The organism is Amycolatopsis thermalba (assembly GCF_023376025.1).
GTDB classification, from domain to species: Bacteria; Actinomycetota; Actinomycetes; order Mycobacteriales; family Pseudonocardiaceae; genus Amycolatopsis_E; species Amycolatopsis_E thermalba.
Map to the genome: position 1 here is coordinate 5,440,219 of NZ_CP091196.1, position 22,084 is coordinate 5,462,302.

24 protein-coding genes and 1 pseudogene are annotated in these 22,084 nt (G+C 74.2%); 18 read left to right on the top strand and 7 right to left on the bottom strand.

Going from position 1 to position 22,084, the window contains the following annotated elements; genetic code table 11:
* Entirely contained in the window at positions 1-636 is a 636-nt protein-coding gene (locus L1857_RS26375) for a phosphatase PAP2 family protein (protein ID WP_116111084.1), read from the top strand.
* Here L1857_RS26375 and zapE read toward each other — a convergent pair.
* Positions 539-1,567 (bottom strand): cell division protein ZapE, encoded by a 1,029-nt coding sequence (zapE, locus tag L1857_RS26380; RefSeq protein WP_116111083.1) that lies wholly within the window; start codon positions 1,565-1,567, stop codon positions 539-541. The genes L1857_RS26375 and zapE overlap by 98 nt on opposite strands.
* 55 nt (positions 1,568-1,622) lie before the next feature.
* On the opposite strand from zapE, the gene L1857_RS26385 reads away from it, so the two are divergent.
* From L1857_RS26385 to L1857_RS26405, 5 genes are all read left to right on the top strand, one after another.
* Entirely contained in the window at positions 1,623-2,378 is a 756-nt protein-coding gene (locus L1857_RS26385) for a pyrimidine reductase family protein (RefSeq protein ID WP_205413279.1), read from the top strand.
* Between the two features lie 9 nt (positions 2,379-2,387).
* Positions 2,388-3,461, top strand: coding sequence for an ATP-dependent DNA ligase (locus L1857_RS26390; protein ID WP_094007233.1), 1,074 nt, complete (start codon positions 2,388-2,390; stop codon positions 3,459-3,461).
* Positions 3,461-4,021, top strand: coding sequence for a hypothetical protein (locus L1857_RS26395; protein WP_094007232.1), 561 nt, complete (start codon positions 3,461-3,463; stop codon positions 4,019-4,021). Before L1857_RS26390 ends, L1857_RS26395 begins: the two co-directional genes overlap by 1 nt.
* Before the next feature lie 83 nt (positions 4,022-4,104).
* On the top strand, positions 4,105-5,622 hold the full coding sequence (locus L1857_RS26400) for an alpha/beta hydrolase (RefSeq protein WP_249466589.1): 1,518 nt from the start codon (positions 4,105-4,107) through the stop codon (positions 5,620-5,622).
* 149 nt (positions 5,623-5,771) lie between these two features.
* Positions 5,772-6,977 (top strand): glycosyltransferase 87 family protein, encoded by a 1,206-nt coding sequence (locus tag L1857_RS26405; protein WP_233157394.1) that lies wholly within the window; start codon positions 5,772-5,774, stop codon positions 6,975-6,977.
* Here the strand turns inward: L1857_RS26405 and L1857_RS26410 are convergent.
* Both L1857_RS26410 and ligD read right to left on the bottom strand, forming a co-directional pair.
* A complete protein-coding gene (locus L1857_RS26410; RefSeq protein ID WP_116111081.1) occupies positions 6,914-7,927 on the bottom strand; it encodes an LLM class flavin-dependent oxidoreductase in 1,014 nt (337 codons plus the stop codon). The genes L1857_RS26405 and L1857_RS26410 overlap by 64 nt on opposite strands.
* Positions 7,928-8,070: 143 nt before the next feature.
* Entirely contained in the window at positions 8,071-9,090 is a 1,020-nt protein-coding gene (ligD, locus tag L1857_RS26415; protein WP_116111080.1) for a non-homologous end-joining DNA ligase, read from the bottom strand.
* Between the two features lie 54 nt (positions 9,091-9,144).
* Between ligD and L1857_RS26420 the strand changes: the two genes are divergently transcribed.
* The 9 genes and pseudogenes from L1857_RS26420 to L1857_RS26455 all read left to right on the top strand — a co-directional run bounded on the left by L1857_RS26420 (position 9,145) and on the right by L1857_RS26455 (position 15,309).
* Positions 9,145-9,873 carry a TVP38/TMEM64 family protein gene (locus L1857_RS26420; protein WP_233157393.1) on the top strand — a complete coding sequence of 243 codons (729 nt, stop codon included), beginning with the start codon at positions 9,145-9,147 and terminating at the stop codon, positions 9,871-9,873.
* A gap of 67 nt (positions 9,874-9,940) precedes the next feature.
* The gene (locus L1857_RS26425; RefSeq protein ID WP_346731881.1) at positions 9,941-10,936 is read left to right on the top strand and encodes a serine/threonine-protein kinase; all 996 of its coding nucleotides are present in this window, start codon (positions 9,941-9,943) and stop codon (positions 10,934-10,936) included.
* A gap of 11 nt (positions 10,937-10,947) precedes the next feature.
* Complete coding sequence (locus L1857_RS35625) at positions 10,948-11,445, top strand: hypothetical protein (RefSeq protein WP_346731882.1); 498 nt, start codon at positions 10,948-10,950, stop codon at positions 11,443-11,445.
* 15 nt (positions 11,446-11,460) lie between these two features.
* Positions 11,461-11,751: a hypothetical protein gene (locus L1857_RS26430; protein ID WP_094007224.1), complete on the top strand. Its 291-nt coding sequence runs from the start codon at positions 11,461-11,463 to the stop codon at positions 11,749-11,751.
* Between the two features lie 22 nt (positions 11,752-11,773).
* Positions 11,774-12,195 (top strand): annotated as a pseudogene (gene msrB / locus L1857_RS26435) (peptide-methionine (R)-S-oxide reductase MsrB).
* Between the two features lie 18 nt (positions 12,196-12,213).
* Complete coding sequence (locus tag L1857_RS26440) at positions 12,214-12,927, top strand: TIGR04222 domain-containing membrane protein (RefSeq protein WP_116115527.1); 714 nt, start codon at positions 12,214-12,216, stop codon at positions 12,925-12,927.
* Complete coding sequence (locus tag L1857_RS26445; protein ID WP_249466593.1) at positions 12,905-13,807, top strand: TIGR04222 domain-containing membrane protein; 903 nt, start codon at positions 12,905-12,907, stop codon at positions 13,805-13,807. Before L1857_RS26440 ends, L1857_RS26445 begins: the two co-directional genes overlap by 23 nt.
* A 231-nt stretch (positions 13,808-14,038) precedes the next feature.
* On the top strand, positions 14,039-14,983 hold the full coding sequence (locus L1857_RS26450; protein WP_429727843.1) for an MbnB/TglH/ChrH family RiPP precursor modification enzyme: 945 nt from the start codon (positions 14,039-14,041) through the stop codon (positions 14,981-14,983).
* On the top strand, positions 14,980-15,309 hold the full coding sequence (locus L1857_RS26455; protein WP_094007219.1) for an SCO6045 C-terminal-like domain-containing protein: 330 nt from the start codon (positions 14,980-14,982) through the stop codon (positions 15,307-15,309). Before L1857_RS26450 ends, L1857_RS26455 begins: the two co-directional genes overlap by 4 nt.
* 102 nt (positions 15,310-15,411) lie before the next feature.
* Here L1857_RS26455 and L1857_RS26460 read toward each other — a convergent pair whose 3' ends face one another.
* From L1857_RS26460 to hemE, 4 genes are read right to left on the bottom strand one after another with little or no spacing between them, the layout of a single operon-like run.
* Positions 15,412-15,612: a hypothetical protein gene (locus tag L1857_RS26460; RefSeq protein WP_094007218.1), complete on the bottom strand. Its 201-nt coding sequence runs from the start codon at positions 15,610-15,612 to the stop codon at positions 15,412-15,414.
* Positions 15,613-16,305, bottom strand: coding sequence for a hydrogen peroxide-dependent heme synthase (hemQ, locus tag L1857_RS26465; RefSeq protein WP_094007216.1), 693 nt, complete (start codon positions 16,303-16,305; stop codon positions 15,613-15,615).
* 33 nt (positions 16,306-16,338) lie between these two features.
* Positions 16,339-17,706 (bottom strand): protoporphyrinogen oxidase, encoded by a 1,368-nt coding sequence (gene hemG / locus L1857_RS26470; protein ID WP_116109852.1) that lies wholly within the window; start codon positions 17,704-17,706, stop codon positions 16,339-16,341.
* The gene (gene hemE / locus L1857_RS26475) at positions 17,706-18,785 is read right to left on the bottom strand and encodes a uroporphyrinogen decarboxylase (protein ID WP_249466597.1); all 1,080 of its coding nucleotides are present in this window, start codon (positions 18,783-18,785) and stop codon (positions 17,706-17,708) included. The genes hemG and hemE overlap by 1 nt, the downstream gene beginning before the upstream one ends.
* Positions 18,786-18,872: 87 nt before the next feature.
* Between hemE and L1857_RS26480 the strand changes: the two genes are divergently transcribed.
* From L1857_RS26480 to L1857_RS26490, 3 genes are all read left to right on the top strand, one after another.
* On the top strand, positions 18,873-19,436 hold the full coding sequence (locus L1857_RS26480; RefSeq protein WP_162830694.1) for a DUF3000 domain-containing protein: 564 nt from the start codon (positions 18,873-18,875) through the stop codon (positions 19,434-19,436).
* 513 nt (positions 19,437-19,949) lie between these two features.
* Positions 19,950-20,666, top strand: a complete 717-nt coding sequence (locus L1857_RS26485) for a response regulator (protein ID WP_038532327.1) — start codon at positions 19,950-19,952, stop codon at positions 20,664-20,666.
* Between the two features lie 91 nt (positions 20,667-20,757).
* Positions 20,758-21,981, top strand: a complete 1,224-nt coding sequence (locus tag L1857_RS26490; protein ID WP_116109854.1) for a ribonuclease D — start codon at positions 20,758-20,760, stop codon at positions 21,979-21,981.
* The last annotated feature ends 103 nt before the right edge of the window (positions 21,982-22,084 follow it).

The window sequence follows — 22,084 nt, forward strand, 5'->3', positions numbered from 1 at the left end:
GTGAGGTGGGGCCTCGCGGCGGTCTGCCTGCTGGCCGCGGTGGCGATCGGCGTCCCGTTCGCCGGGGACACCACGGCGAGCGGGCCCGACGCGACGATCACCGCGTGGATCGGCGACGCGGTCGGCGGGCAGCCCGCGCTGCTGCGGTTGTTCGTGCTGCCCACCGAACCGGTCGTGCTGCTGCCGCTGCTGGCGATCGTGGTGCTCGCCTGCGCGCTGGGCCGCCGCTGGGACGGCGTGGCATTGGCGGTGCTCGGGGTCGCGGTGCCGGTCGCGCTCAACACCTGGGTGCTCAAGCCGCTGTTCGACCGGATGAAGACCGACTACCTCGCCTACCCGAGCGGGCACACGGTCAGCATGGTCGCCACGCTCACCGTGCTGGTGCTGCTCGCCCGGCCGGGCCCGGCCACCGCGGTCACCGCGACGCTGAGCGGGTTCGTCACGATCATCGCCGGCATCGGGCTCGTCGGCCTGGGCTACCACTACCCCACCGACGTGCTGGGCGGCGCGTGCTTCGCCGTCGCCGTGGTGCTCGCGCTCAGCTCACCGACGCGGCGTCTCGCGCCAGCGCGGTCAGCCGGCTCACCGCCCGCAGGTACTTCTTCCGGTAGCCCCCCTGCAGCATCTCCTCGGTGAACAGCGCCGCCAGCGACTCACCGGAGACGACCACCGGGACGGCCCGGTCGTAGAGCCGGTCGGCGAAGGCGACCAGCCGCAGCGCGACGTTCTGGTCCGGCGCCGGCCGCACCCCGCGGATGTGCACCACCGACACGCCGTCGACGAGACGGCCGTAGCGGGACGGGTGCAGCTTCGCCAGGTGCGCGCACAACGCGTCGAAGTCGTCGAGCGTCGAGCCCTCCCGGCTGTCCGCCGACGCGAGCAGGGTCTCCTCGGACACCGGCGGCGGCGCCTCGGGCAGGCCGCGGTGCCGGTAGTCCGGCCCGTCCACCCGCACCACCGAGAACCGCGACGACAGCGACTGGATCTCGCGCAGGAAGTCCTCGGCCGCGAACCGGCCCTCGCCGAGCTTGTCCGGCAGCGTGTTCGAGGTCGCCGCGACGTACACGCCGGCGTCGGTCAGTTCCCGCAGCAGGCGGGTGACCAGCATCGTGTCGCCCGGGTCGTCCAGCTCGAACTCGTCGATCGCGAGCAGCCGGTGCTCGGACAGCCGCCGCACCGCCTCGCCGAAGCCGAGCGCGCCGACCAGGTGGGTCAGTTCGACGAACGTGCCGTAGGCCTTGGGCGAGGGCGCGTCGTGCCAGGTCGAGGCGAGCAGGTGGGTCTTGCCGACGCCGAACCCGCCGTCCAGGTAGAGGCCCTGCGTGCCGGGCGCGGGCGCGGAACCGCCGCCGAACAGCGACCGCAGCTTCGACTTCCTGGGCGCCGCCTTCTCGATGCGCGCCGCGAACGCCGAGCACGACTCGACCGCCTGGGCCTGGCTCGGCTCGTCCGGGTTCGGCACGTACGTGGCGAACCGCACGGCGTCGAAGCGCGGCGGCGGCACCAGGGCGGCGATCAGCTCGTCCGCTCCCAGCTCGGGCTGCCGGTCGGTGAGGTGCGCGGGCATTGACCCAGGCTATCCGGACCCGGTCGCCCGGCCCCGGTGACGGCGGCGTGATGTGATGGAGATCGTGCGCAGCCTGTGGCCCGACCCCCTCGACGACGTGACCGACGACGACCTGGACCGGATCTACGGCTACCCGGCGGCCCTGGACCGGCCGTTCGTGCAGGCCAACTTCACCGCCTCCGCCGACGGCGCCTCGACCCTGGAGGGCCGGTCCGAGGGCCTGTCCGGCCCGGCGGACAAGCGGATCTTCTTCCACGGCCGCCTGCTGGCCGACGTCGTGCTGGCCGGCGCCGGCACCGTCCGCGCGGAGAACTACCGCGGCGCCCGCACCAGCCCGGAACGCCGCGAGCGCCGGGCCCGGCTCGGGCTGGCCGAGGTCCCGCCGATCGCGGTGGTCACCGGCAGCGCCCGGCTCGACCCGTCGGCGCCGCTGTTCACCGACACCACGGTGCCGCCGATCATCATCACCACCGAGCACGCCCCCGCGGACCGGCGGCGCGCCCTCGCGGACGCGGGCGCGGACCTCCTCATCGCCGGCGTGGAGACCATCGACCTGCGGAGCGCGCTCGACCAGCTCGCCGAGCGTGGGCTGATGCGCATCAACTGCGAGGGCGGGCCGCACCTGTTCGGCGAGCTGGTCGCCGAGGACCTGGTCGACCAGCTGTGCCTGACGGTCGCGCCGCTGCTGGCCGGCGGCGGCGCGGACCGCATCGCGATCGGCCGGATGGCGTCCGAGGCCCGCGACATGGACCTGGCATCGATCCTGGTCGAAGACGGTTTCACGATGCTGCGGTACCGCCGCCGCCCGTAAGGTGGGCAGATGCTGCCGCTGACCCCGCCGATCCAGCCGATGCTGGCGAAACCGGCGAAGTCGATCCCGGACTCCGACGAGCTGCTGTTCGAGCCCAAGTGGGACGGCTTCCGCTGCCTCGTCTTCCGCGACGGCGACGAGCTGACGCTGCAGTCGCGGGCCGGGAAGCCGCTGAACCGGTACTTCCCGGAGGTCCTGGCGCAGCTGCCGCCGCTGCTGCCCGACCGGGTGGTGCTGGACGGTGAACTGGTCGTCGGCCGCGAGGGGCACCTCGACTTCGACGCGCTCACCGAGCGGATCCACCCGGCCGAGTCGCGCATCCGGCTGCTCGCCGAGCAGACCCCGGCCACGTTCGTCGCGTTCGACCTGCTCGCCCTGGGGGACGAGGCGTTCCTCGGCGAGCCGACCAGCACGCGGCGGGATCGCCTGGCGGAACTCGCCGGGCAGGACCTGAACATCACCCCGGCGACCACCGACCCGGCCACCGCGCGGCACTGGTTCGAGCTGTTCGAGGGCGCCGGGCTGGACGGGGTGATCGGCAAACCGCTGGACGCCGGGTACGAGCCGGGCAAGCGGATCATGATCAAGTACAAGCATTCGCGCACCGCCGACTGCGTGGTGGCCGGGCTGCGCTGGCACAAGGATTCCACGCCCGGCGAGGCCGTCGGATCGCTGCTGCTCGGGCTCTACGACGACAACGGCGTGCTGCACCACCCGGGTGTGGTGGGGTCGTTCCCGGTGAAGCGGCGCAGGGAGCTGGCGGAGGAGTTCGCCGGCCTGATCACCGACGGCGCCGGGCACCCGTGGCTGGACGGCACGGTCGAGGGGCAGCGCCTGCCCGGCGGCGTCACGCGGTGGCGCTCGACCGAGCAGCCGTGGGTGCCGCTGCGGCCGGAGCGGGTCGTCGAGGTCGCCTACGAGCACACCGAGGGCGGGCACCCGTCCCGGTTCCGGCACACCGCGCAGTTCATCCGCTGGCGCCCCGACCGCGAGCCGGACTCGTGCACCTACGCCCAGCTCGAGGAGGTCGCCCGCTACGACCTGGACGCGGTCTTCCACGGCGAGGTCAAGCGGACCCGCTGATGACCGGCCGGATCGAACGACACGCGCTGCGGAGCCCGGGACGGCTGGCCGTCCTCGCGACGGCCCACCTGTGCCGCCGCCACCGCCGCTCGCCGGAGACGCTCGTCCGGGTGATGTGCCAGGCCCGGAACGACGAGGCGGCCGACCGGGCGCGCACCACGCTGGAGCGCGCGTGGCACACCAGCCCGCTGTGGCGGGAGAAGATCTGGCACGCCATGCGGGCGGTCCTGGCGGCCGAAGCGGACCGCAACGCCCGGGACGGCCGGGATCTGCCGTGGGTGGTCATCCTGGCGCTGGTGGACGTCCGGCCCGGGCTCATCGCCCGCTACGACCAGCGCCAGCTGCGCGAGATGCTGCTGAGCGCGGTGGGCGAGCCCGACGTCCCGTACGTGGTCGCCGCCGCCCGCCGGGCGCTGGACCGGCTGCCCGGCGGGCCCACGCAGCCGGCCCGGCCGGCTCCCCGGCGGTCGTCCGCGCCCGGCCACTACCGGCCCGGCGGAACCGGGACCGCGGGCTCCGGCGGGTTCAGCACGGGCGGGTTCACCGTCCACGGCGTCTGAGCGCACCGACCCCGCTCACCCCCGGCACACCGGCGTCGTGCGAACCTCGGGGGCGAACACGCACCCAGGGAAAGAGGAACGTCGTGCCGCGCCGTGGTCTCGTGCTCGCTGTGCTGCTGTCGGCCCTCCTCGCCGGCTGCACGGCGGGGCCGTCGAAACGGCCGCCGGTCGTGGAGAACGACGAGCCGGTGTCCTCCGCGCCGGCCAGCTCCGCCACGGACGTGCCGCTGCCGCCGCTGACCGAACCGCGCTCGCCCGCACTGGACTGGGCCGACTGCGACGCCCAGACCCGCAGCCGGCTCGGCACCGAAGCGCCCGGCTACCTGCGGTTCAGCTGCGGCACCGTGATGTCCACACTGGACGACCCCGCCCTGCCGGGCCGCGTGCAGACCCGCGTGTCCGTCCTCAAGGCGGGCAACGGCGCGATTCCGCTGGTCGTGGTCAACGACGTCGCGGGCGAGCCCGGCACCCTCCACGCCGCGCGGCTCGCCTCGGCGCTGCCGCCCGCGCTGTTACAGCGGTTCTCGCTGATCGGCGTCGACCGGCGCGGCACCGGCGAGTCGGACCCGCTGTCGTGCGTGCCCGAGGACACCCGCAGCCAGCTGCTCAACCAGGACCCGGCCGACGACGACCTGGAACCGCTGCTGGACGCCGCCCGCAAGGCCGGGCAGCAGTGCGCGATCGACCTCGGTGGCGCGCAGCAGGCGTTCGACAGCTGGCGCACCGCGGGCGATCTCGAGGAGATCCGCGACGAGCTGGGCGTGCCGAAACTGCACGCGCTCGCGCACGGCGAGGGTTCGCACGTGCTGATCTCCTACGCGGCCCGGTTCCCGGAGCGGGTCGGGCGGTTCGTGATGGACGGCATCCCGGACCCCTCCAGCGACACGGTCACCGTGCTCGGCGACCTGGCCGCCGCGCAGCAGGCCACCCTCGACGCCTACGGCCGGGCGGTCGGCCAGGACGCGGCGGCGACGGTGAACGCCGTGATGGACCGGTTGCGCGCGGCGCCGCAGGTCCTGCCCGGCGGCGCGGTGTTCGGCGCGGGCACGGCGCTGCGGGCGGTGGTCACCGGGCTCGCCGACCGCGCCCGCTGGACCGAGCTGGCCCGGGCGCTGGACGCCGGCCGGGCGGGCGACGTCCGCGGGCTCGCCGGGTTCGTCGCACCGATGCTCAACGGCTCGGACGTCTCGCCGTCCCACCTGGACGGCACGCTCGCCACCGAGTGCAACGACACGGTCGAGCGGATGCCCGCCGACCGGATCTCCGGGCTGACCACCGAGCTGCGCGGCCGCTACCCCGTCTTCGGCGGGCTGGTGACGCAGCGGCTCGTGTGGTGCCTGCCGTGGCCGGCGCGCACCGAGCCGCTGCCCACGCTGGGCACCTCCGGGCTGCCGCCGATCCTGGTCACCAGCACCCTGACCGACCCGGTCACCCCGGAGACCGGCACGGTGCGCGCGGCGCAGCAGATCCCGAGCGCGGTGCGGGTCGCGTGGCAGGGCGCCGGGCACGGGGCGCTCGGCTCGCCGTGCGCGGCCGAAGCGGTGCGCGCGTTCCTCGTCGACGGCAAGGTCCCGGCCGACGGCACCCTCTGCCCCGCTTAGGGGACCCGGCGCGGCCCCCGTTTAGGCTTGTCCTCCATCCGCCGGACCACTGAGTACTGGGAGTGACTGTGCCGTCTTCCGCGGTCGAGACGCCGGCTGTGACGCCGGCGCCCCGGGACAGCGCGCGACGACCGATTCCCTGGATCGCCGTGTGGCCCGTCCTCGTGCTGGGCGCGGTCGCCGGGTTCTGGTACGTCAGAGAGGTCCTGACCCACCTGCCCGCGCTGCTGCACCTGCTCGACCTGGGCGTCTACCGGATCGCGGGCGAGCGCGTGCTCGGCGGCGTGTCCGTCTACGACACGCCGCTGCTGGGCAACATCCGCGGGCACTGGGAGTTCGTCTACACCCCGTTCGCCGCGCTGTTGTTCACGCCGCTGGCGCCACTGAAGGGTGAACTCTTCACGTGGGTGGGCGCGCTCGGTGACTACGCGATGCTGGCCGTCGGCGTGTGGGCGGCGCTGTCGCTGCTGCGGTTCCGGCGGGATCTGCGCTTGGTGCTGGTCAGCCTGGCGGTCGCGGCGCTGCTGATGTGGTGCGAGCCGGTGCGCGAGACGATGGCGTTCGGGCAGATCAACATCCTGCTCATGACGCTGGTGCTGCTCGACCTGGCGCTGCCGGACTCGTCGAAGGTCAAGGGCGCGCTGATCGGCATCGCCGCCGGGATCAAGCTGACACCCGCGTTCTTCGTGCTGTACCTGCTGGTGACACGCCGCTACCGGGCGGCGATCGTCGCCGCGGGCACGTTCGTGGTGACCGTGGCGGCCGGGTTCGCGTTCCTGTGGCGCGACTCGGTGACGTTCTGGTCCGGTGCGTTCATGGACCCGACACGCGTGGGCGTGCCGGAGAACCCGGCGAACGAGTCGCTGCGCGGGTTCTTCGCGCGGGCGACCGGGGTGACCGGCGGGATGCAACTCGTGTGGCTGCTGGCCGCGGCCGCGACCGCCGTGGTGTGCCTGCTGCTGGCGCGCCGCCTGGCCGCCCGCGGTGAGGAGCTGGTGGCGGCGACGCTGTGCGGCCTGGCGACGACGGCCGTGTCGCCCTACAGCTGGGTGCACCACTGGGTGTGGCTGGCGATGCTGCTGATCTGCCTGGCGAACGTCGCGCTGCGCGGGTCGGTGCTGGGGTGGATCGGGCTGGCCGGGGCCGCGCTCATCACCTCCGGCGGGGTGCTGCCGCTGATCGGCTTCGAGGCCGACACGGTGCTGGGCTTCCAGCCGGCCGGGCTGACGTGGCTGTTCCAGAACGCCTACCTGTGGCTGACGTTCGCGGTGTTCGTGGCGGTCGCGCTGTACTACCGGACGCCGAAGGACCCGGCGGCGCTGCCCACGGCGACCGCCTCCGCCAGCAGCCGGTAGGAGTCCAGCATCTCGGCGCGGTCGTAGGTGCTGGTGGTCACCAGGACCTCGTCGGCGCCGGTGCGGTCCACCAGGCCGGCCAGGGCCGCGGCCGCCTCGTCCGGGGTGCCGGCGATCTGCCCCTGCCGGGCGTCGTCGAAGTAGCGTCGTTCGCGGTCGGTCATCGGGGTCGCCAGGATCTCCCCCGCCGGGCGCAGCGGCGGGAACACGCCGTGCGTGCGCGACCAGGCCGACGACCACGCCTCCGGCACCAGCAGCCGCTCGGCGGCCGCGCGCGTCCCGGCCACGGCGATCGTCGCCGAGACGATCACGTACGGCATCGGGCAGCGGGACGACGGGACGAAGCCGTCGCGGTAGCGGGTGATCGCCTCGATCATGGGTGCCTCGCCGCGCACCGAGCCGATGACCAGCGGCAGCCCCAGCTCGGCGGCCAGGTCCGCGCCCGCCCCGGTGGCCAGCAGGAACGCCGGGACCGGCTGCCCCTCGGCCGGGAAGGCGTGCACCCCGGGGAACGCGCGCTGGGTGCCGTCGAGGTAGCCGAGCAGCAGCCGGACCTGCTCGCCGAAGCGGTCGGCGTCGTCCTTGTCGTGGCCGAGCGCGCGCCGCACGCCGCCGGTGAACCCGACCGAGCGGCCCAGCCCCATGTCGATCCGGCCGGGGTGCAGAGCCTCCAGCACACCGAACTGCTCCGCCACGACGAGCGGCTGGTGGTTGGGCAGCATCACGCCACCGGTGCCGACGCGGATGCGCGAGGTGGCATCAGCGACGGCGGCGGCGAGCACGGTGGGCGCGGACCCGGCCACCCCGGGCACGCTGTGGTGCTCGGACACCCAGAACCGGTGGTAGCCGAGCGCCTCGGCCTCCCGCGCGAACGCCACGGTCTCGCGCAGGGCCTGGGCGTGGGTGCCACCTTCGCGGGTACGGGACCGATCGAGCACGGACAGCTTCACGCCTTGGTCAACACGCCGGCCCCGCCACGTGTTCCGGTCCCGGCGCGAGCAGCGTCACTCGGAGCGGACCGGACCGGCACGAAGATCGCCCGGGCGAGGCCGGTGAGCACCGATCCGCTGCACACCTGCCACCCGCGGCCACCTCACGTGCCCGGCCGCGCCTTGCTCGGCTGCACGCGCTTCGGCTCGCCGGGCATCTTCGGATAATCCGGCGGGTACGGCATCTCGCCCAGGCCGTGGTCGCGCTCGTCGCGGGCGTACCACTCCAGCGCCGCCTCCAGGCCGAACGCCCGGTCGTCGATGGCGGCGTGCGGGTCGCCGTGCTCGGCCAGCCAGTCCGGCACCGTGAGCACGTCGAAGTCGTCCGGGTCGGCCTCGGGCAGCTGCTCCCACGTCAGCGGCGTGGACACCGTGGCCCGGGGCGTGCCGCGCACCGACCACGACGACGCCACCGTCCGGTCCCGCGCCGCCTGGTTGTAGTCGAGGAACACGCGGCCGCCGCGCTCCTCCTTCCACCACGCGATCGTGGCGAGATCGGGCACGCGCCGCTCCACCTCGCGACCCAGCGCGATCACCGCGTGCCGCACGTCGACGAAGTCCCACTCCGGCCGGATCCGCACCAGCACGTGCACGCCGCGCCCGCCGGAGGTCTTCGGGTACCCGGTCAGCCCGGCGTCCGCCAGCACCTCCCGCACCACCAGCGCCACGCGGACCGCGTCGCCGAACCCGGATCCGTCCGGGGGATCCACGTCGATGCGCAGTTCGTCCGGATGGTCCACATCGGCCCGCCGGACCGGCCACGGGTGGAAGTCGAGCGTGCCGAGGTTGGCCGCCCACGCGAACACCGCCGCCTCGGTGGGACAGACCTCGTCCGCGGTCCGCCCGGACGGGAAGGTGATCCGCGCGGTCTGCACCCATTCGGGCGCTCCACGAGGTACCCGTTTGGCGTAGAACGGCTCACCGGAAACGCCGTCCGGGAACCGTTTCAGCGTCGTCGGCCGCTCCCCCACCGCCCGCAGCAAGGGCTCCGCGACGGCGAGGTAGTACTCCACGACCTGCCGCTTGGTGATCCCGCGCTCCGGGAAGTACACCTTGTCCGGATTGGACACCCGCACCGTGCGCGCGCCCACCTGGTATTCGACCGCCTCACCGCGTGCTGCCACCGGATCACCGTAGCCCCGCCGGGCCGGTTCCGCGCGTGCCTTACCGTGGACGTCGTGCCCCGCCGCCTGAAGATGATCGTCGCGCTCGTCCTGCTCGCCGGGGCGGTGGTGGCGGCGTTCACACTTCCGGTGCCCAGCCCGGCGGAACTGCGCAACTGGGCCGCCGGCGCGGGCGCGGTGACCGCACTGGTGTTCCTGGCCGCCTACGCGGTGCTCACCGTCGCCCCCATCCCCCGCACCGTCTTCAACCTCGCGGCGGGACTGCTGCTCGGCGACGCGCTCGGCATCGTGGTGGCCATCACGGCGACCGCGGTCTCCGGCGCGCTCGGGTTCGGCCTGGCCCGCCTGGTCGGGCGCGACCTCGTGTCCCGCCACCTGGAACGGAAAGTGGTGCGCGCGGTCGACGAACGACTCGCCGACGGCGGTGTCGTCGCGATCGCGTCGCTGCGGCTGATCCCGGTGGTTCCCTTCGCGCCACTGGGATATTGCTGCGGCATCCTCTCGGTGCGGTTCCGCCCTTACCTGATCGGGACCGTGCTGGGCAGCCTGCCGGGCACGATCGCGGTGGTGGTGCTGGGCGACGCGCTCACCGGCAGCACCCCGCCGGCGCTGCTGGCCTGCTACGGTGCCTTCGCGCTCGCGGGTGCCGTTGGCCTGGCGCGAATCGCCCGCGGGACTGCTTACGCCGGGCGTATCAGGCAGCCCGCTACACTCGACCCGGTGCGCGAGGAGATCGTTCGCGCTGAGCCAAGCCAGCACATGCGGAGAGTTTCCGAGGAGTAGTCCCATCGACACCGGTCAGCTGATCGCAGGGCACTATCGCCTCGTTGAGCACATCGGCAGCGGCGCCATGGGCGTCGTGTGGCGCGCGGTCGACGAGCGCCTCGAGCGTTCGGTTGCGGTGAAGCAGATCCTCGCCCAGCCGGGCATGTCCGAGGCCGAGCGCAACAGCATGCGCCAGCGAGCGATGCGCGAGGCGAAGAACGCGGCACGGTTCCAGCACCCGAACGCCATCGTGGTGTTCGACATCGCCGAGCACGGCGGCGACCCGTGCCTGGTCATGGAGTACCTGCCCTCGCGCAGCCTCTCCGCGGTGATCGCCGAGCAGGGCACGCTGCCGCTGGCCGAGGTCGCCCGCATCGGGCACCAGGTCGCCTCGGCGCTGGTCGTGGCGCACCGCGCGGGGATCGTGCACCGGGACATCAAGCCGGCGAACATCCTGATCGACGAGAACGGCACCGCGAAGATCACCGACTTCGGCATCTCGCGGGCGGCGGGCGACCTCACGCTCACCCAGACCGGCCTGATCGGCGGCACCCCGGCCTACCTCGCGCCCGAGCTGGCGCGCGGCTCGGACCCGGCGCCGGCCTCCGACGTCTTCTCCCTCGGCGCGACGCTCTACCACGCGCTGGAGGGCCAGCCGCCCTACGGCAACAGCTCCAACCAGCTCGCCCTGCTCTACACGGCGGCGAACGGGCAGGTCATCCCGCCGCGCAGCGCCGGCAAGGCGACCGCGCTGCTGATGAGCCTGCTGCGGGTCGAGCCGGAGGAGCGGCCGACCATGCTGGAGGCCCGCGACCGGCTGGCCGCGCTCGCCAACGGCGAGAAGGACACCAAGGGCACGCTGGTGTCGCCGCCGCTGTTCAACGGCGGCCGGCGGCCCGCGGCCGTGCCCGCCGAAGCCCCGGCGCCTGCCGAGCGGCCGCCGTGGCAGCGCACCGGCGCCGCCACCGCGGCGCCGCCCGCCCCGCCCCCGCCCTGTCGCAGCAGCGCAGCCCGCGCAACCCGACGGCGGCGTTCATCCCGCCACCGAAGCCGCCCCAGCAGGCCAAGCCGTCACCGCTGAAGCGCAAGGGCGTGCTGGCCGGGTCCGCGGTGGCCGTGGTCGCGGTGCTCGTCCTGGTGCTGGTGGTCGTGCTCAACGGCGGTGACCAGCCGAACGCCGGCACCTCGCAGGCCAACGTCGGCGGCACCACGTCCACCACGTCGGCGCCGTCCAGCACCTCCAGCAGCGCCGCCCCGGCGGACCTGGGCAAGACGGCCAACACCGGTTCGGTGAACTTCGGGCAGGCCGGGCAGGTCGTGAAGGGGTATCTCGACGGCAAGGGGTCGGCCGCCGCGTGGGCGCTGCTCACGCCGTCCGCGCAGGCGGTGTTCGGCAGCCAGCAGGCGTTCCAGCAGTACTGGTCCGAGCACGAGATCCAGGGCTACAACTCGATCCTCGCGGACAAGGGCCTCAACTCCGACGGTTCGGCGGACATGTACGTGACCATCGCGGGGGTCGGCCGCATCTCGTGGCGGGTCGTCAACACCGATCAGGGCATGCGCATCGACGCCGACACCCGCATCGGCTGACCTACCCTGGTCGGTATGACCGAAAGCGGCCACAACCCGCGCTTCGACGACGACCTGGCCGGGCTCGACCCCGACGATCCGGAGGCCCAGGCGTTCGCGCGGCACCTGGACCGGATGCAGCGCTGCGAGCCGGGGTTCACCGTCGAGGGCACCCTGCACAACGTGGCCGAGTTCGCCGAGTCCAGCACCCGGGCCGGCGGCCTGCGCTGGTGGATCGCGGCGACCATCGTGGTGCTGCTGGTCCTGGGCGTGATCGTCGCCTCCTGGGACATCGTGGTACGGGCCGTGCAGTGGCTCGCCGAGTAGCCTGACGCATATGAAACCTCGCATGGAACCCGTCGTGGGAGCCACCCCGAAGGTGGTCAAATCCGACCAGGAGTGGCGCGAGCAGCTCTCCCCGAGGAGTACGCCGTGCTGCGCCAGGCGGGCACCGAGCGGCCGTTCACCGGCGAGTACACCGACACCAGGACCGCCGGTGTCTACGAGTGCCGTGCCTGCGGTGCGGAGCTGTTCCGCAGCGACACCAAGTTCGAAAGCCACTGCGGCTGGCCGTCGTTCTTCGACCCGGCCGCCTCCGACGCCGTGCTGCTGCGCGAGGACCGGTCGCTGGGCATGGTGCGCACCGAGGTGTTGTGCGCGACCTGCCACAGCCACCTGGGCCACCTCTTCGAGGGCGAGGGCTACCCCACCCCCACCGACCAGCGGTACTGCATCAACTCGATCTCCCTGCGGCTGGTGCCCGCCGAGTAGCGGTTACGCTCGGGGCGCATGGGGGCGTTCTGGGGACTGTCCGCCAGGGAACTGGTGGTGCTCTACACGGCGCTGATCCTGGTGCCGCCGGTGGTGCGCCTGCTCGGCCCGGTGCTGCTGCGGTGCCGCCGGATCCGGATCGGCACCGAACCGGTCACCGCGGTGGAGCTGGCCGTGCTGTCCGGCGGGCCGGAACGCGCCGTCGACGTGGTGCTCGCGGGCCTGGTCGCCCGCCGGTGGATCCGCGTGGACGGCGCCGGACGGCTGACCACGACGACCCAGCAGGCCCCGGCCGATCCGCTGGCCGTCGCCGTGATGCTGGCGGTGTCGTTCTGGCGCGGCCTGGCGACCGCGCAGACCCTGCGCGTCCACTTGGTGGCGGGCACCCCGTTCGAGCAGGTCGTCGACGGCCTCGTGGCCCGCGGTCTGGTGGTGGCGCCCGGTGACGCCGCCGGTATCCGGATCGCGTCCCGGGTCCTGCTGATCGGGGTCGTGGCCAGCACGTTCGCCGGCGGCTACGCGATGGCGGCCATCCCGGTGATGCTGGCCGGCGTGCTCGTCCTCGGGCTGGCCGAACTCGTGCCGCCGCCCCGGCGCACGGTCGCGGGGGCGCGCCTGCTGCGCCGGGTTGCGCGGCAGCCGGGAACCGCGGCCGCGTACCGGTCGTCGAACCGCCAACGTGCCCGTGGGGGACTCGGAGGTGGCTGGGGTGGCGATCCTTTCAGTCGGTGACGGGCCCGCGTTCTGGGGTCTGCCGGCGTCCACGTTCCTCCCGGTCTTCGCCGTGCTGGCGGTGCTTCCCGTCGTGGTGCGCACGCTCGGCCCGTGGCTGCTGAAGCGGCGCGGCGGCGGACCGCACCAGCCGCCGGGGCCGGTCGAGCTGGGCTTCCTGACCGGCGGTCCGGCGCGGGCGACCGACACCGCGCTGGCCGAGCTGATCGCGAACGGCCGGATCCGGGTGAACAGCACCGGACTGCTGTCCACCACCGGTGACCGGCCCCCGGCCGGCGGCCTGGCCGCGGCGATCTGGGCCAGCGTGTACGGCGGCCGCGGCACCTGGACCGTGCACGACGTGCGTGCCGCGATGCGCGGCCACGCCGAGTCCGGCCGGCTGCGCGACCGGCTCGCCGGCGACGGGCTCCTGGTCCAGCCGGGCCCGGTGCGCGCCCTCCGGCGGCTGGCCATGCTCCTGCTCGTCGCGGTCCTGGTCATCGCGTTCGTGACCTTCCCGGACGGCACGTTCGTGCTCGCCGTGCTGCCGGCCGGGCTCCTCTGGGCGCTCACCGACCGCCCGGCGCGCGGACCTGCCCGGACGACGGCGGGTGAGGCGGCGCTGCGCGCCGCGAGCGTGACCCCGGGCTGGTCCGCGAAGGAGGTGGCGCTGGGCGGTCTGAGCCGGTACCCGGACCCGGCCATCGCGACGGCCCTGCTGTCGCCGCCCCCGCCACGGAAACCGCGCCGCCGCTGGGGGTCCGGCTCGGCGACGAGCGGCTCGTACGGCTACGGCTGCGGATCGAGCAGCTCGTGCGGGAGCAGTTCGTGTGGGGGCGGCAGCTCGTGCGGCGGCGGAGGCGGTGGCGGTGGTTGCGGCGGGGGCGGCGGTGGTAGCTGAGCGGCTGGGCCCGGTCGGCGTGACCGACTTCGCGGGCCTGGGGGGTGCCGGTCTTCCTGCTGGTCTACGCCGGACTGGTGCTGATCCCGGTCGTCATCCGGCTCGTGGTGCCGCACCTGCCGCGGCTGCGCCGGGGCGCTGGCCGTTCCCGCCGTTGCCATTGCCCCGGTGGTGCTGCCGGGCTCGCGGACATCCAGTGGGCGGACGGTTCCGGGTGCGGCGGCTGCGGAGGTGGTTGCGGTGGGGGTTGAGCGGCTGGGCGTGGGGATCGGGTGGCGGCCCGAGATCGACCTGTCGATCGCCCGGTTGCCGGGTGTGGAGTGGGTCGAGGTGATCGCGGAGAACCTGCACCCGGGGAATCTGCCCGCGTCGCTGGTGGAGCTGCGCGAGCGTGGCCTGCCGGTGTTGCCGCACGCGGTGTCGCTGTCACTGGGCGGCGCGGAGCCGCTGGACACGCGGCGGGTGGAGCACCTGGCCGCGGTCGCCGACGAGCTGGACGCGCCGCTGGCCAGTGATCACGTGTGCTTCGTGCGCGCGGGCGGGCTGGACGCGGGGCACCTGGTGCCGCTGCCCCGCACGCGGGAGGCGCTCGACGTGCTGGTGGACAACGTGCGGCTGGCGCAGTCGATCGTGGGCCGGCCGTTCGCGCTGGAGAACATCGCCGCGCTGCTGGAGTGGCCGGACGTGGAGTTGAGCGAGGGCGCGTTCCTGGCCGAGCTGGTGTCGCGGACCGGGTGCTGGTTGATCGTCGACGTGGCGAACCTGTACGCGAACGCGCGGAACCTGGGCGCGGACCCGGTGGGGTTCCTGGCGGAGGTGCCGCTGGAGCGGGTGGCGTACGTGCACGTGGCGGGCGGCATCGAGGTAGGTGGTCTCTACCACGACACGCACACGCACCCCGTGCTGCCCGAGGTGCTGGACCTGCTGGGCGAACTGCGCCGCCGGAGTGAGCCCCCGGGAGCCCTCCTGGAGCGCGACGGAGCGTATCCCCCGGACGACGAGCTGGCCGGGGAACTGGAGTCGATCCGGCAGCGGCTGGGTGGTGCAGGGCCGGCGCGCCAGGCCGGACTGCCGGCGGTCCGGGAGCAGCCGGCACGCCAGGCTGCACCGCGGGCGATCCGGGCGCAGGTGGGCGGTGCGCTGCCGGCGCGCCCGACGCACGGGGAGCGGCGGTGAGCCGGGAGGAGCTGGCCGCCCGGCAGGCCGAGTTGCTGCGCGCCCTGCTGGCCGGCGCCGAGCCCCCGCAAGGTTTCGACGCGGGGCGGGTGGCCGCCGAAGTGATCGCCCTGCGGGCCAAGCGCCGCTCCATCGTCGCCAACCTGCGGCCCGACCTGTGCCACACCCTCGGCGACCGGTTCCGCCCCCTGTTCGACGCCTACGCCGAGGCCACCCCGCGCACCGACGGCACCGGCTACCGCCAGGACGCCGCGAACTTCGCCGCCTGGCTCACCGACCGCGGCGCGCTGCGACGCCCCCGCCGGAAGCTCTTCCGGCGCGGCTAAACCATTCCGCGCACGAGCCACCCCCGCAGCTCACCCACCGCGGGAACTCCCCCGCACCACGTCCGCCGAACGCCAGCACGCGGCCCGCGACCGGCCCCGCGATCACGTGCGTCGGATCGAGCACCGGCACCACACCCAGCGGCCGCACACCCGCCACACCACGGCGGCCAGGGTCGCCGCGGCGACGCTCATCGACGCGGCCGCCGCCACCCGGTACGGCCCGGGCCGCACGCCCTCCGCGCCGGTGAACTCGACCGGGCCGGGCGCGTCACCGGTCAGGTCGCGCCACAGCGCGTCGAACACCTACGGCAGGTTCAGGATCAGCTCGGCGGGCACGACCCTGGTGCCGGTGTAGAACGGGATCTCCTCCCGCACGTGGCGCCGCGCCTCGGTGCCGCGCAGGTGACGCATCAGGTCGACGATGCGGTGCAGCTCGTCGGCCTCGAAGGCGAGGATCCACTCGTAGTCGCCCAGCGCGAAGGACGCGACGGTGTTGGCGCGGACGTCCGGGTAGTCCCGGGCCTCCTTGCCGTGGTCGGCGAGCATCTTGCGGCGCTCGGCGTCCGGCAGCAGGTACCACTCGTAGGAGCGCACGAACGGGTACACGCAGACGTACTTCCGCGCCTCCTCCCCGGCCAGGAACGCGGGGATGTGGCTGCGGTTGAACTCGGCGGGGCGGTGCAGCGCGAACTGGCTCCACACCGGCGTCGACACCCGGCCCAGCGGCGTGCGGCGGAACCCGGTGTAGGCGGCCTGCACCTGCTCGGGGGTCTCGGCGTGCCACCAGATCATGTAGTCGGCGTCGGCGCGCAGCCCGGCGACGTCGTAGACGCCGCGCACCACGACCCCCTTGCCCTCCAGGGCATCGAGGTACTCGGTGGTCTCCGTCGCGGCCTGGCCGCGGTCCTCGGGCAGCCGCCCGGGCTCGACCCGGAACACCGACCAGGCGGTGTAGCGGATGGTGTCGTTGAGCTCCTGATAGTTCAGCCGCGCCATGCCCCCATCTTGGCACCGCGGCGAAACCGGCTGCTAGCGCACCAGGTGTGAGGTGACGCGGGTCGCGGCCGCGGTGGCCGTCGCGATGCACGCCGGCACGCCGACGCCGTGCAGGGCGGCCCCGGCCAGCGCCAGCCCCGGCACCTCGGCGACGGCCCGCTCGGCGCGCTCCACCAGGTCGAGGTGCCCCGGCCCGTACTGTGGCAGCCCGCCGCCCCAGCGCTGGACCGCGACGTCGATCGGCGTCGCGGTGATCCCGGTCAGCTCGGCCAGGTCGTCGCGCACCAGGCGGACCAGCTCGTCGTCGTCGCGCTGCAGCGCGCCGGGCTCGCCGAACCGGCCGACCGAACCACGCAACAGCACCGGCCCGGTGTCCAGGTGCGACCACTTGCGGGAGGAGAAGGTGAAGGCCTTCGCCGCGAACGGCCGGCCGTCGGCGCGGCGTTCGCGCGCGCCGATCAGCACCCCGGAGGCGGCCGGCAGCTCGGTGCCGGGCGGCAGGGCCATCGCGACGACCGCCATCGAGGCCAGCTCGACCTCGCCGAGCGCCGACGACGCGGCCGGCGCGACGTCGGCCAGGAGCCGGCGGGCCGCCGGGGCGGGCACCGCGAGCAGGACGGCGTCGGCGTCGATCGCCTCGTCGCCGATCTCCAGCCGCCAGCCGTTCGCCCGCCGCCGCAGCCCGGTGACCGGCTGTCCGAACCGGATGTCCGGCTTGGCCAGTTCGACGAGCCGGTCGATCAGGGTGCCGAGACCGCCGGGCAGGGTGCCGAACACCGGCGCGCCGCTGGGCTTGGCGGGGATCAGGCCGGCCGCCGCCGCGGTCAGCGAGGGCGCGCCGCGGTCGATCGCGGCGGCGAGGGCGGGGACGGTGGCACGCAGGCCGAGACCGTCGGCGCCGCCCGCGTAGACGCCGCCGAGCAGTGGGTCGACCAGGCGGTCCACCAGTTCGTCGCCGAAGCGCTCGCGCAGCAGGACGCCCAGCGCGGTGTCGGACTCCAGCGTCACCGGGGGCAGGTCCGGCTCGGCCGCGACCCGCGCGCGCCCGGCGCCGGAGAGCACGTCGGCGACCGCGTCCGGTGAACCCGGGATGCCCATCAGCGTCCGGCCGGGCAGGGGCGCCACCCGCCCGCCGGCCCGCACCGTGGAGCGGGCCTTCGTCGGGTGGACCAGCTCCAGGCCCAGCTCCGCCGCCAGCCCGGCGCCTTCCGGGCGGCGGGCGAGGAAGGCTTCGGCGCCCACGTCGTAGCGCACGCCCGCGACCTCCGCGGTGCGCAGCTTGCCGCCGAGTGTGCCGGTGGCCTCGACGACGGTGATCGCCGCGCCGTCGCCCAGCGCGGCGCGCAGCCGGTACGCCGCGACCGCGCCCGAGACGCCTCCGCCGACGACCGCGACGTGCATCAGCCCTCCAGGCTGTGGACGAGCTCGACGACGCGGGTCAGCACCTCGGGGCCGGTGCCGGGCGGCACGCCGTGGCCGAGGTTGAAGATGTGTCCGGCGGCGGCGCGGCCCTCCGCGGCGATGCGCCGCACCTCGGCCTCGATCACCGGCCAGGACGCCTGCAGCAGCGCCGGGTCCAGGTTGCCCTGCACCACGGGCGCGGGCTCCCCGTGCGCGGTCAGCCGCCGCACGGCCTCGTCCAGCGGGACGCGCCAGTCGACGCCGACCACGTCGGCCCCGGCCTCGCGCATGGCGGGCAGGATCTCGCCGGTGCCGACGCCGAAGTGGATCCGCGGCACGTCCAGGTCCGCGACCGCGCCGAGGACGCGCGCCGAGTGCGGCAGCACGAACTCGCGGTACTCGCGCAGGGTCAGCGCGCCGGCCCAGGAGTCGAACAGCTGCACCGCGTCGGCCCCGGCCTCGACCTGGCCGCGCAGGAAGGTCACCGCGATCCCGGCGAGCCGCCCGGCGAGGTCGTGCCACACCTCCGGCTCGGAGTGCATGAGGGCCTTGGTGCGCTCGAAGGTGCGGCTGGGGCCGCCTTCGATGAGGTAGGAGGCGAGCGTGAACGGCGCGCCGGCGAACCCGATCAGCGGGGTCTGGCCCAGCCGCTCGACCAGCAGCCGGGTGCCGTCGAGCACCGGCTCGAGCCGCCGCGGGTCGAGCTCGGGGAGGCGGCGGGCCGCCGCGGCGTCGCGCACCGGCTCGGCGACCACGGGGCCGGTGCCGGGCACGATGTCGACGTCGATGCCGGCGGCCACCAGCGGGACCACGATGTCGCTGAAGAAGATGGCGGCGTCCACGCCGTGGCGGCGGACCGGCTGGATCGTGATCTCGGCGATCATCTCCGGGTCGAAGCACGCCTGGAGCATCGGCACGCCCTCGCGCAGCGCGCGGTACTCGGGCAGCGAGCGGCCGGCCTGGCGCATGAACCAGACGGGCAGCCGCGCGGGACGGCGGCCGCGGGCGGCCGCGAGGAAGGGAGACCCGGCGAGGTCCCGGTGGGCCGTGCGTGGCCGCGACTGCGCAGGAGTGGACATCGTCAACCATGGTGCCACGCGGCCCGGCGGCGCCTTCCCTCGGCGCGTCTGCCGCCCGGCGCCCGTTCCCCGTCCTACAGTCGGGCTGTGACCGCGATGACGCATGCGCCCGAGATGTTCCGTGAAGCTGTCGCGGCGTTGCAAGCGATCCGGCCGCGGCCGGAGATGACCCTCGAACCCGTGCGCGCGCCGCAGCGCCTGGCCCCCTGGTCCTACGCGCTCAGCTGCGACGCGACGGGTCCCGCGGACGTGACGGCCACCGGCCGCCTGGTGCTGCTGCACGACCCGGAGGGCCAGGAGGCCTGGAACGGGGTGCTGCGGATGGTCGTCTACGTGCGCGCGGAGATCGACCGGGAGCTGGCCAGCGACCCGTTCCTGCCCGCGGTCGGGTGGTCGTGGCTCACCGACGCGCTGGAGAACTCCGGGGCGGCGTGGACGGCGCTGGGCGGGACGGTCACCGAGACCTCGTCGGCCCGCTTCGGCGACATCAGCGGCCCCGCCCGCACCGACGACCTGGAGCTGCGGGCGTCCTGGACGCCGGCCGACCAGCACCTGCGCCCGCACGGCGAGGCGTTCTGCCAGCTGATGTCGAGCGTGGCGGGCCTGCCACCGGTCGGGGTCTCGCTGTTCGGCCACCGCCAGAGCGGCTGAACCGGCCCTCCGGCGCGCCGGGTGTGACGCAGACCTCAATCCGGGGCCGGGGACAGCACGGATAGAGTTCGCTCGCGCGGTTCCCGGTCACCCCGATTTCCCCCGTACGGGGCGCTCCGGGGCCGCCCGCGGGCCGCCTACGCTGCGCGAAGTGATCGCGTACGTCGATCCGATGACACCCTCACCCCGTCCGGGGAACACCGGGCGGCACCGCGCGTGAGCAGATGCACGGTCCGTATGCACGCGCAGCGCTCTGTCCCCAAAAAGGGTTTATCGCTGGCGCTCCGCGACGCGTTAGCCACGCGCGGTGTATTACTCCGAACGTGCTACACCGATGCCAGCTAGTAACTACCCGATCGAGATAGATACCCGTTCGATCCCCCCGCGGAGGGCGATCGGCGGCTAGAGTGCCTCTTCGACGACACCACTTTCGGTCTAGAGCTGGCGCGGCTGATCGGCCGAAAGTACCCGGTGCCGGTCGGGGGGCACGACCGACTCCAGGGAGGTAGTGACGTGGCTGCCGTCGGCTTGTCGCAGGCCGTCAGATCCACGCCAGCCGGTGCTTTGCCGGCGAGCATGGTCCCGCACCCGCGGGAAGAGCTGTTTTCGGTGCTGGTGGTCGACGACCACCCGCTCCTGAGGGAGGCGATTGCCGCACGACTCGCACAGATGGGTGCGGGCACCGTACACGAAGCTGCCTCGGTGGCCGAGGCGAGGGCGCGGGCGACCGCGACGGGTCCGTGCGACCTGGCCATCCTCGACCTCGGGCTGCCGGACGGGAGCGGGATCGACCTGGTCACGGAGCTCCGTAGCCAGGGCTGGCCCCGGATCGTGGTGCTCGCCTCCTCCGACGACCCGTATGCCGTGCGCTCGGCCTTCCAGGCCGGTGCCCAGGCGTACCTGCTGAAGTCGGCCTCGCCCATGGTGGTGACCGACGGGGTGCGCCGGGTGCTGGACGGCGGGGTGTACGCGGACCCGAGCGTGGCCCCGGTCCTGGCGACCGGCACGCGGGTGCCGGGCACCGACAACACGCCGCGGGAGCTGTCCGCGCGCGAGGTCGAGGTGCTGCAGCTGGTCGCCGACGGCCAGTCCAACAAGGAGATCGGCGAGGAGCTCAGCCTCTCGGCGCTCACCGTCAAGTCGCACCTGTCCCGGATCGGGCGCAAGCTCGGCACCGGCGACCGGGCGCAGATGGTGGCGCTCGCGATGCGAGCCGGCGTCATCCGCTGATCCCAGCCGATTGCACGACCCCAACGGACGGGCGTACCGGTGACGGTGCGCCCGTCCCGTAGGGTTGACCGACGTGGAAACCGCAGATCAAGTGCCTGATACCAGCGAACCGGACGTCCCGGTCACGCTCAAGGAGCCGGCCGACGGGACGCCGGACGTGGTGGCGGACGAGCCGGCGCTGGCGCGTGCCTGCGCACGGCTGGCGGCGGGCACGGGTGCGATCGCGGTGGACACCGAGCGCGCGTCCGGCTACCGCTACTGGCCCAAGGCCTACCTGGTGCAGCTGCGCCGCGAGGGCTCCGGGACGGTCCTGGTGGACCCGATCGCCCTCGCGGGCAGGCTGGGGCCGTTGCGGGACGTGCTGAACGGCCAGGAGTGGGTGCTGCACGCCGCCTCGCAGGACCTGCCGTGCCTGGCCGAGCTGGACCTGGTGCCGGGGAGCCTGTTCGACACCGAGCTGGCCGGACGGCTGGCCGGGTACGAGCGCGTGGCGCTGGGCACGCTGGTGGAGCGGTTGCTGGGCTACCACCTCGAGAAGGGCCACAGCGCGGCGGACTGGTCGAAGCGGCCGCTGCCGGTGGACTGGCTCAACTACGCGGCGCTGGACGTCGAGCTGCTCATCCCGCTGCGGGAGAAGCTCGAGGCCGAGCTGGCTGCCCAGGGCAAGCTGGACTGGGCGCGCCAGGAGTTCGAGGCCGTCCGGACCGCCCCGCAGCCCCCTCCGCGCAGCGAGCCGTGGCGGCGCACGAGCGGGATCCACAAGGTGCGCACCGCGCGCGGCCTGGCGGCGGTCCGGGCGCTGTGGGAGGCCCGCGACGAGCTGGCCCGCAAGCGCGACCGCGCGCCGAGCCGGGTGCTGCCCGACAGCGCGATCGTGAACGCGGTGCTGGCCGACCCGAAGTCCGTGGCCGAGTTGCAGGCGCTGCCGGTGTTCGGTGGTCGCGTGCAGCGGCGGTACACCGGGAACTGGTTCCGGCACCTGCAGGCCGCCCGTCAGCTGCCGCGGGACCAGCTGCCGAACCCGGCGCAGCCCAACGACGGCCCACCCCCGGCGAACCGCTGGGCGGACAAGGACCCCGACGCGGCGGCGAGGCTGACCGCGGCACGGGCGGGGCTGGCGAAGATCGCCGAGCACCACCAGCTGCCGGTGGAGAACCTGCTGCTGCCGGACCTGTTGCGCCGCACCTGCTGGCGGCCGCCGGAGGACCGCAGTGTGGCGGGCGTGTCGGCGGCACTGGCCGCGGGAGGCGCCCGGCCGTGGCAGGTGGAGCTGACGGCACCAGTGATGGCGAAGGCCCTCCAGGCGACTGCCTGAGCGCTGGGGTTGGTGCTTGAGGTGGGCGGTGCCGTGTCTTGGGCGGAGGCCGCCGCGGGCAAGGCCGCCGGGGTTACCGCTGGATGGTGAGATCGGCGCCGCT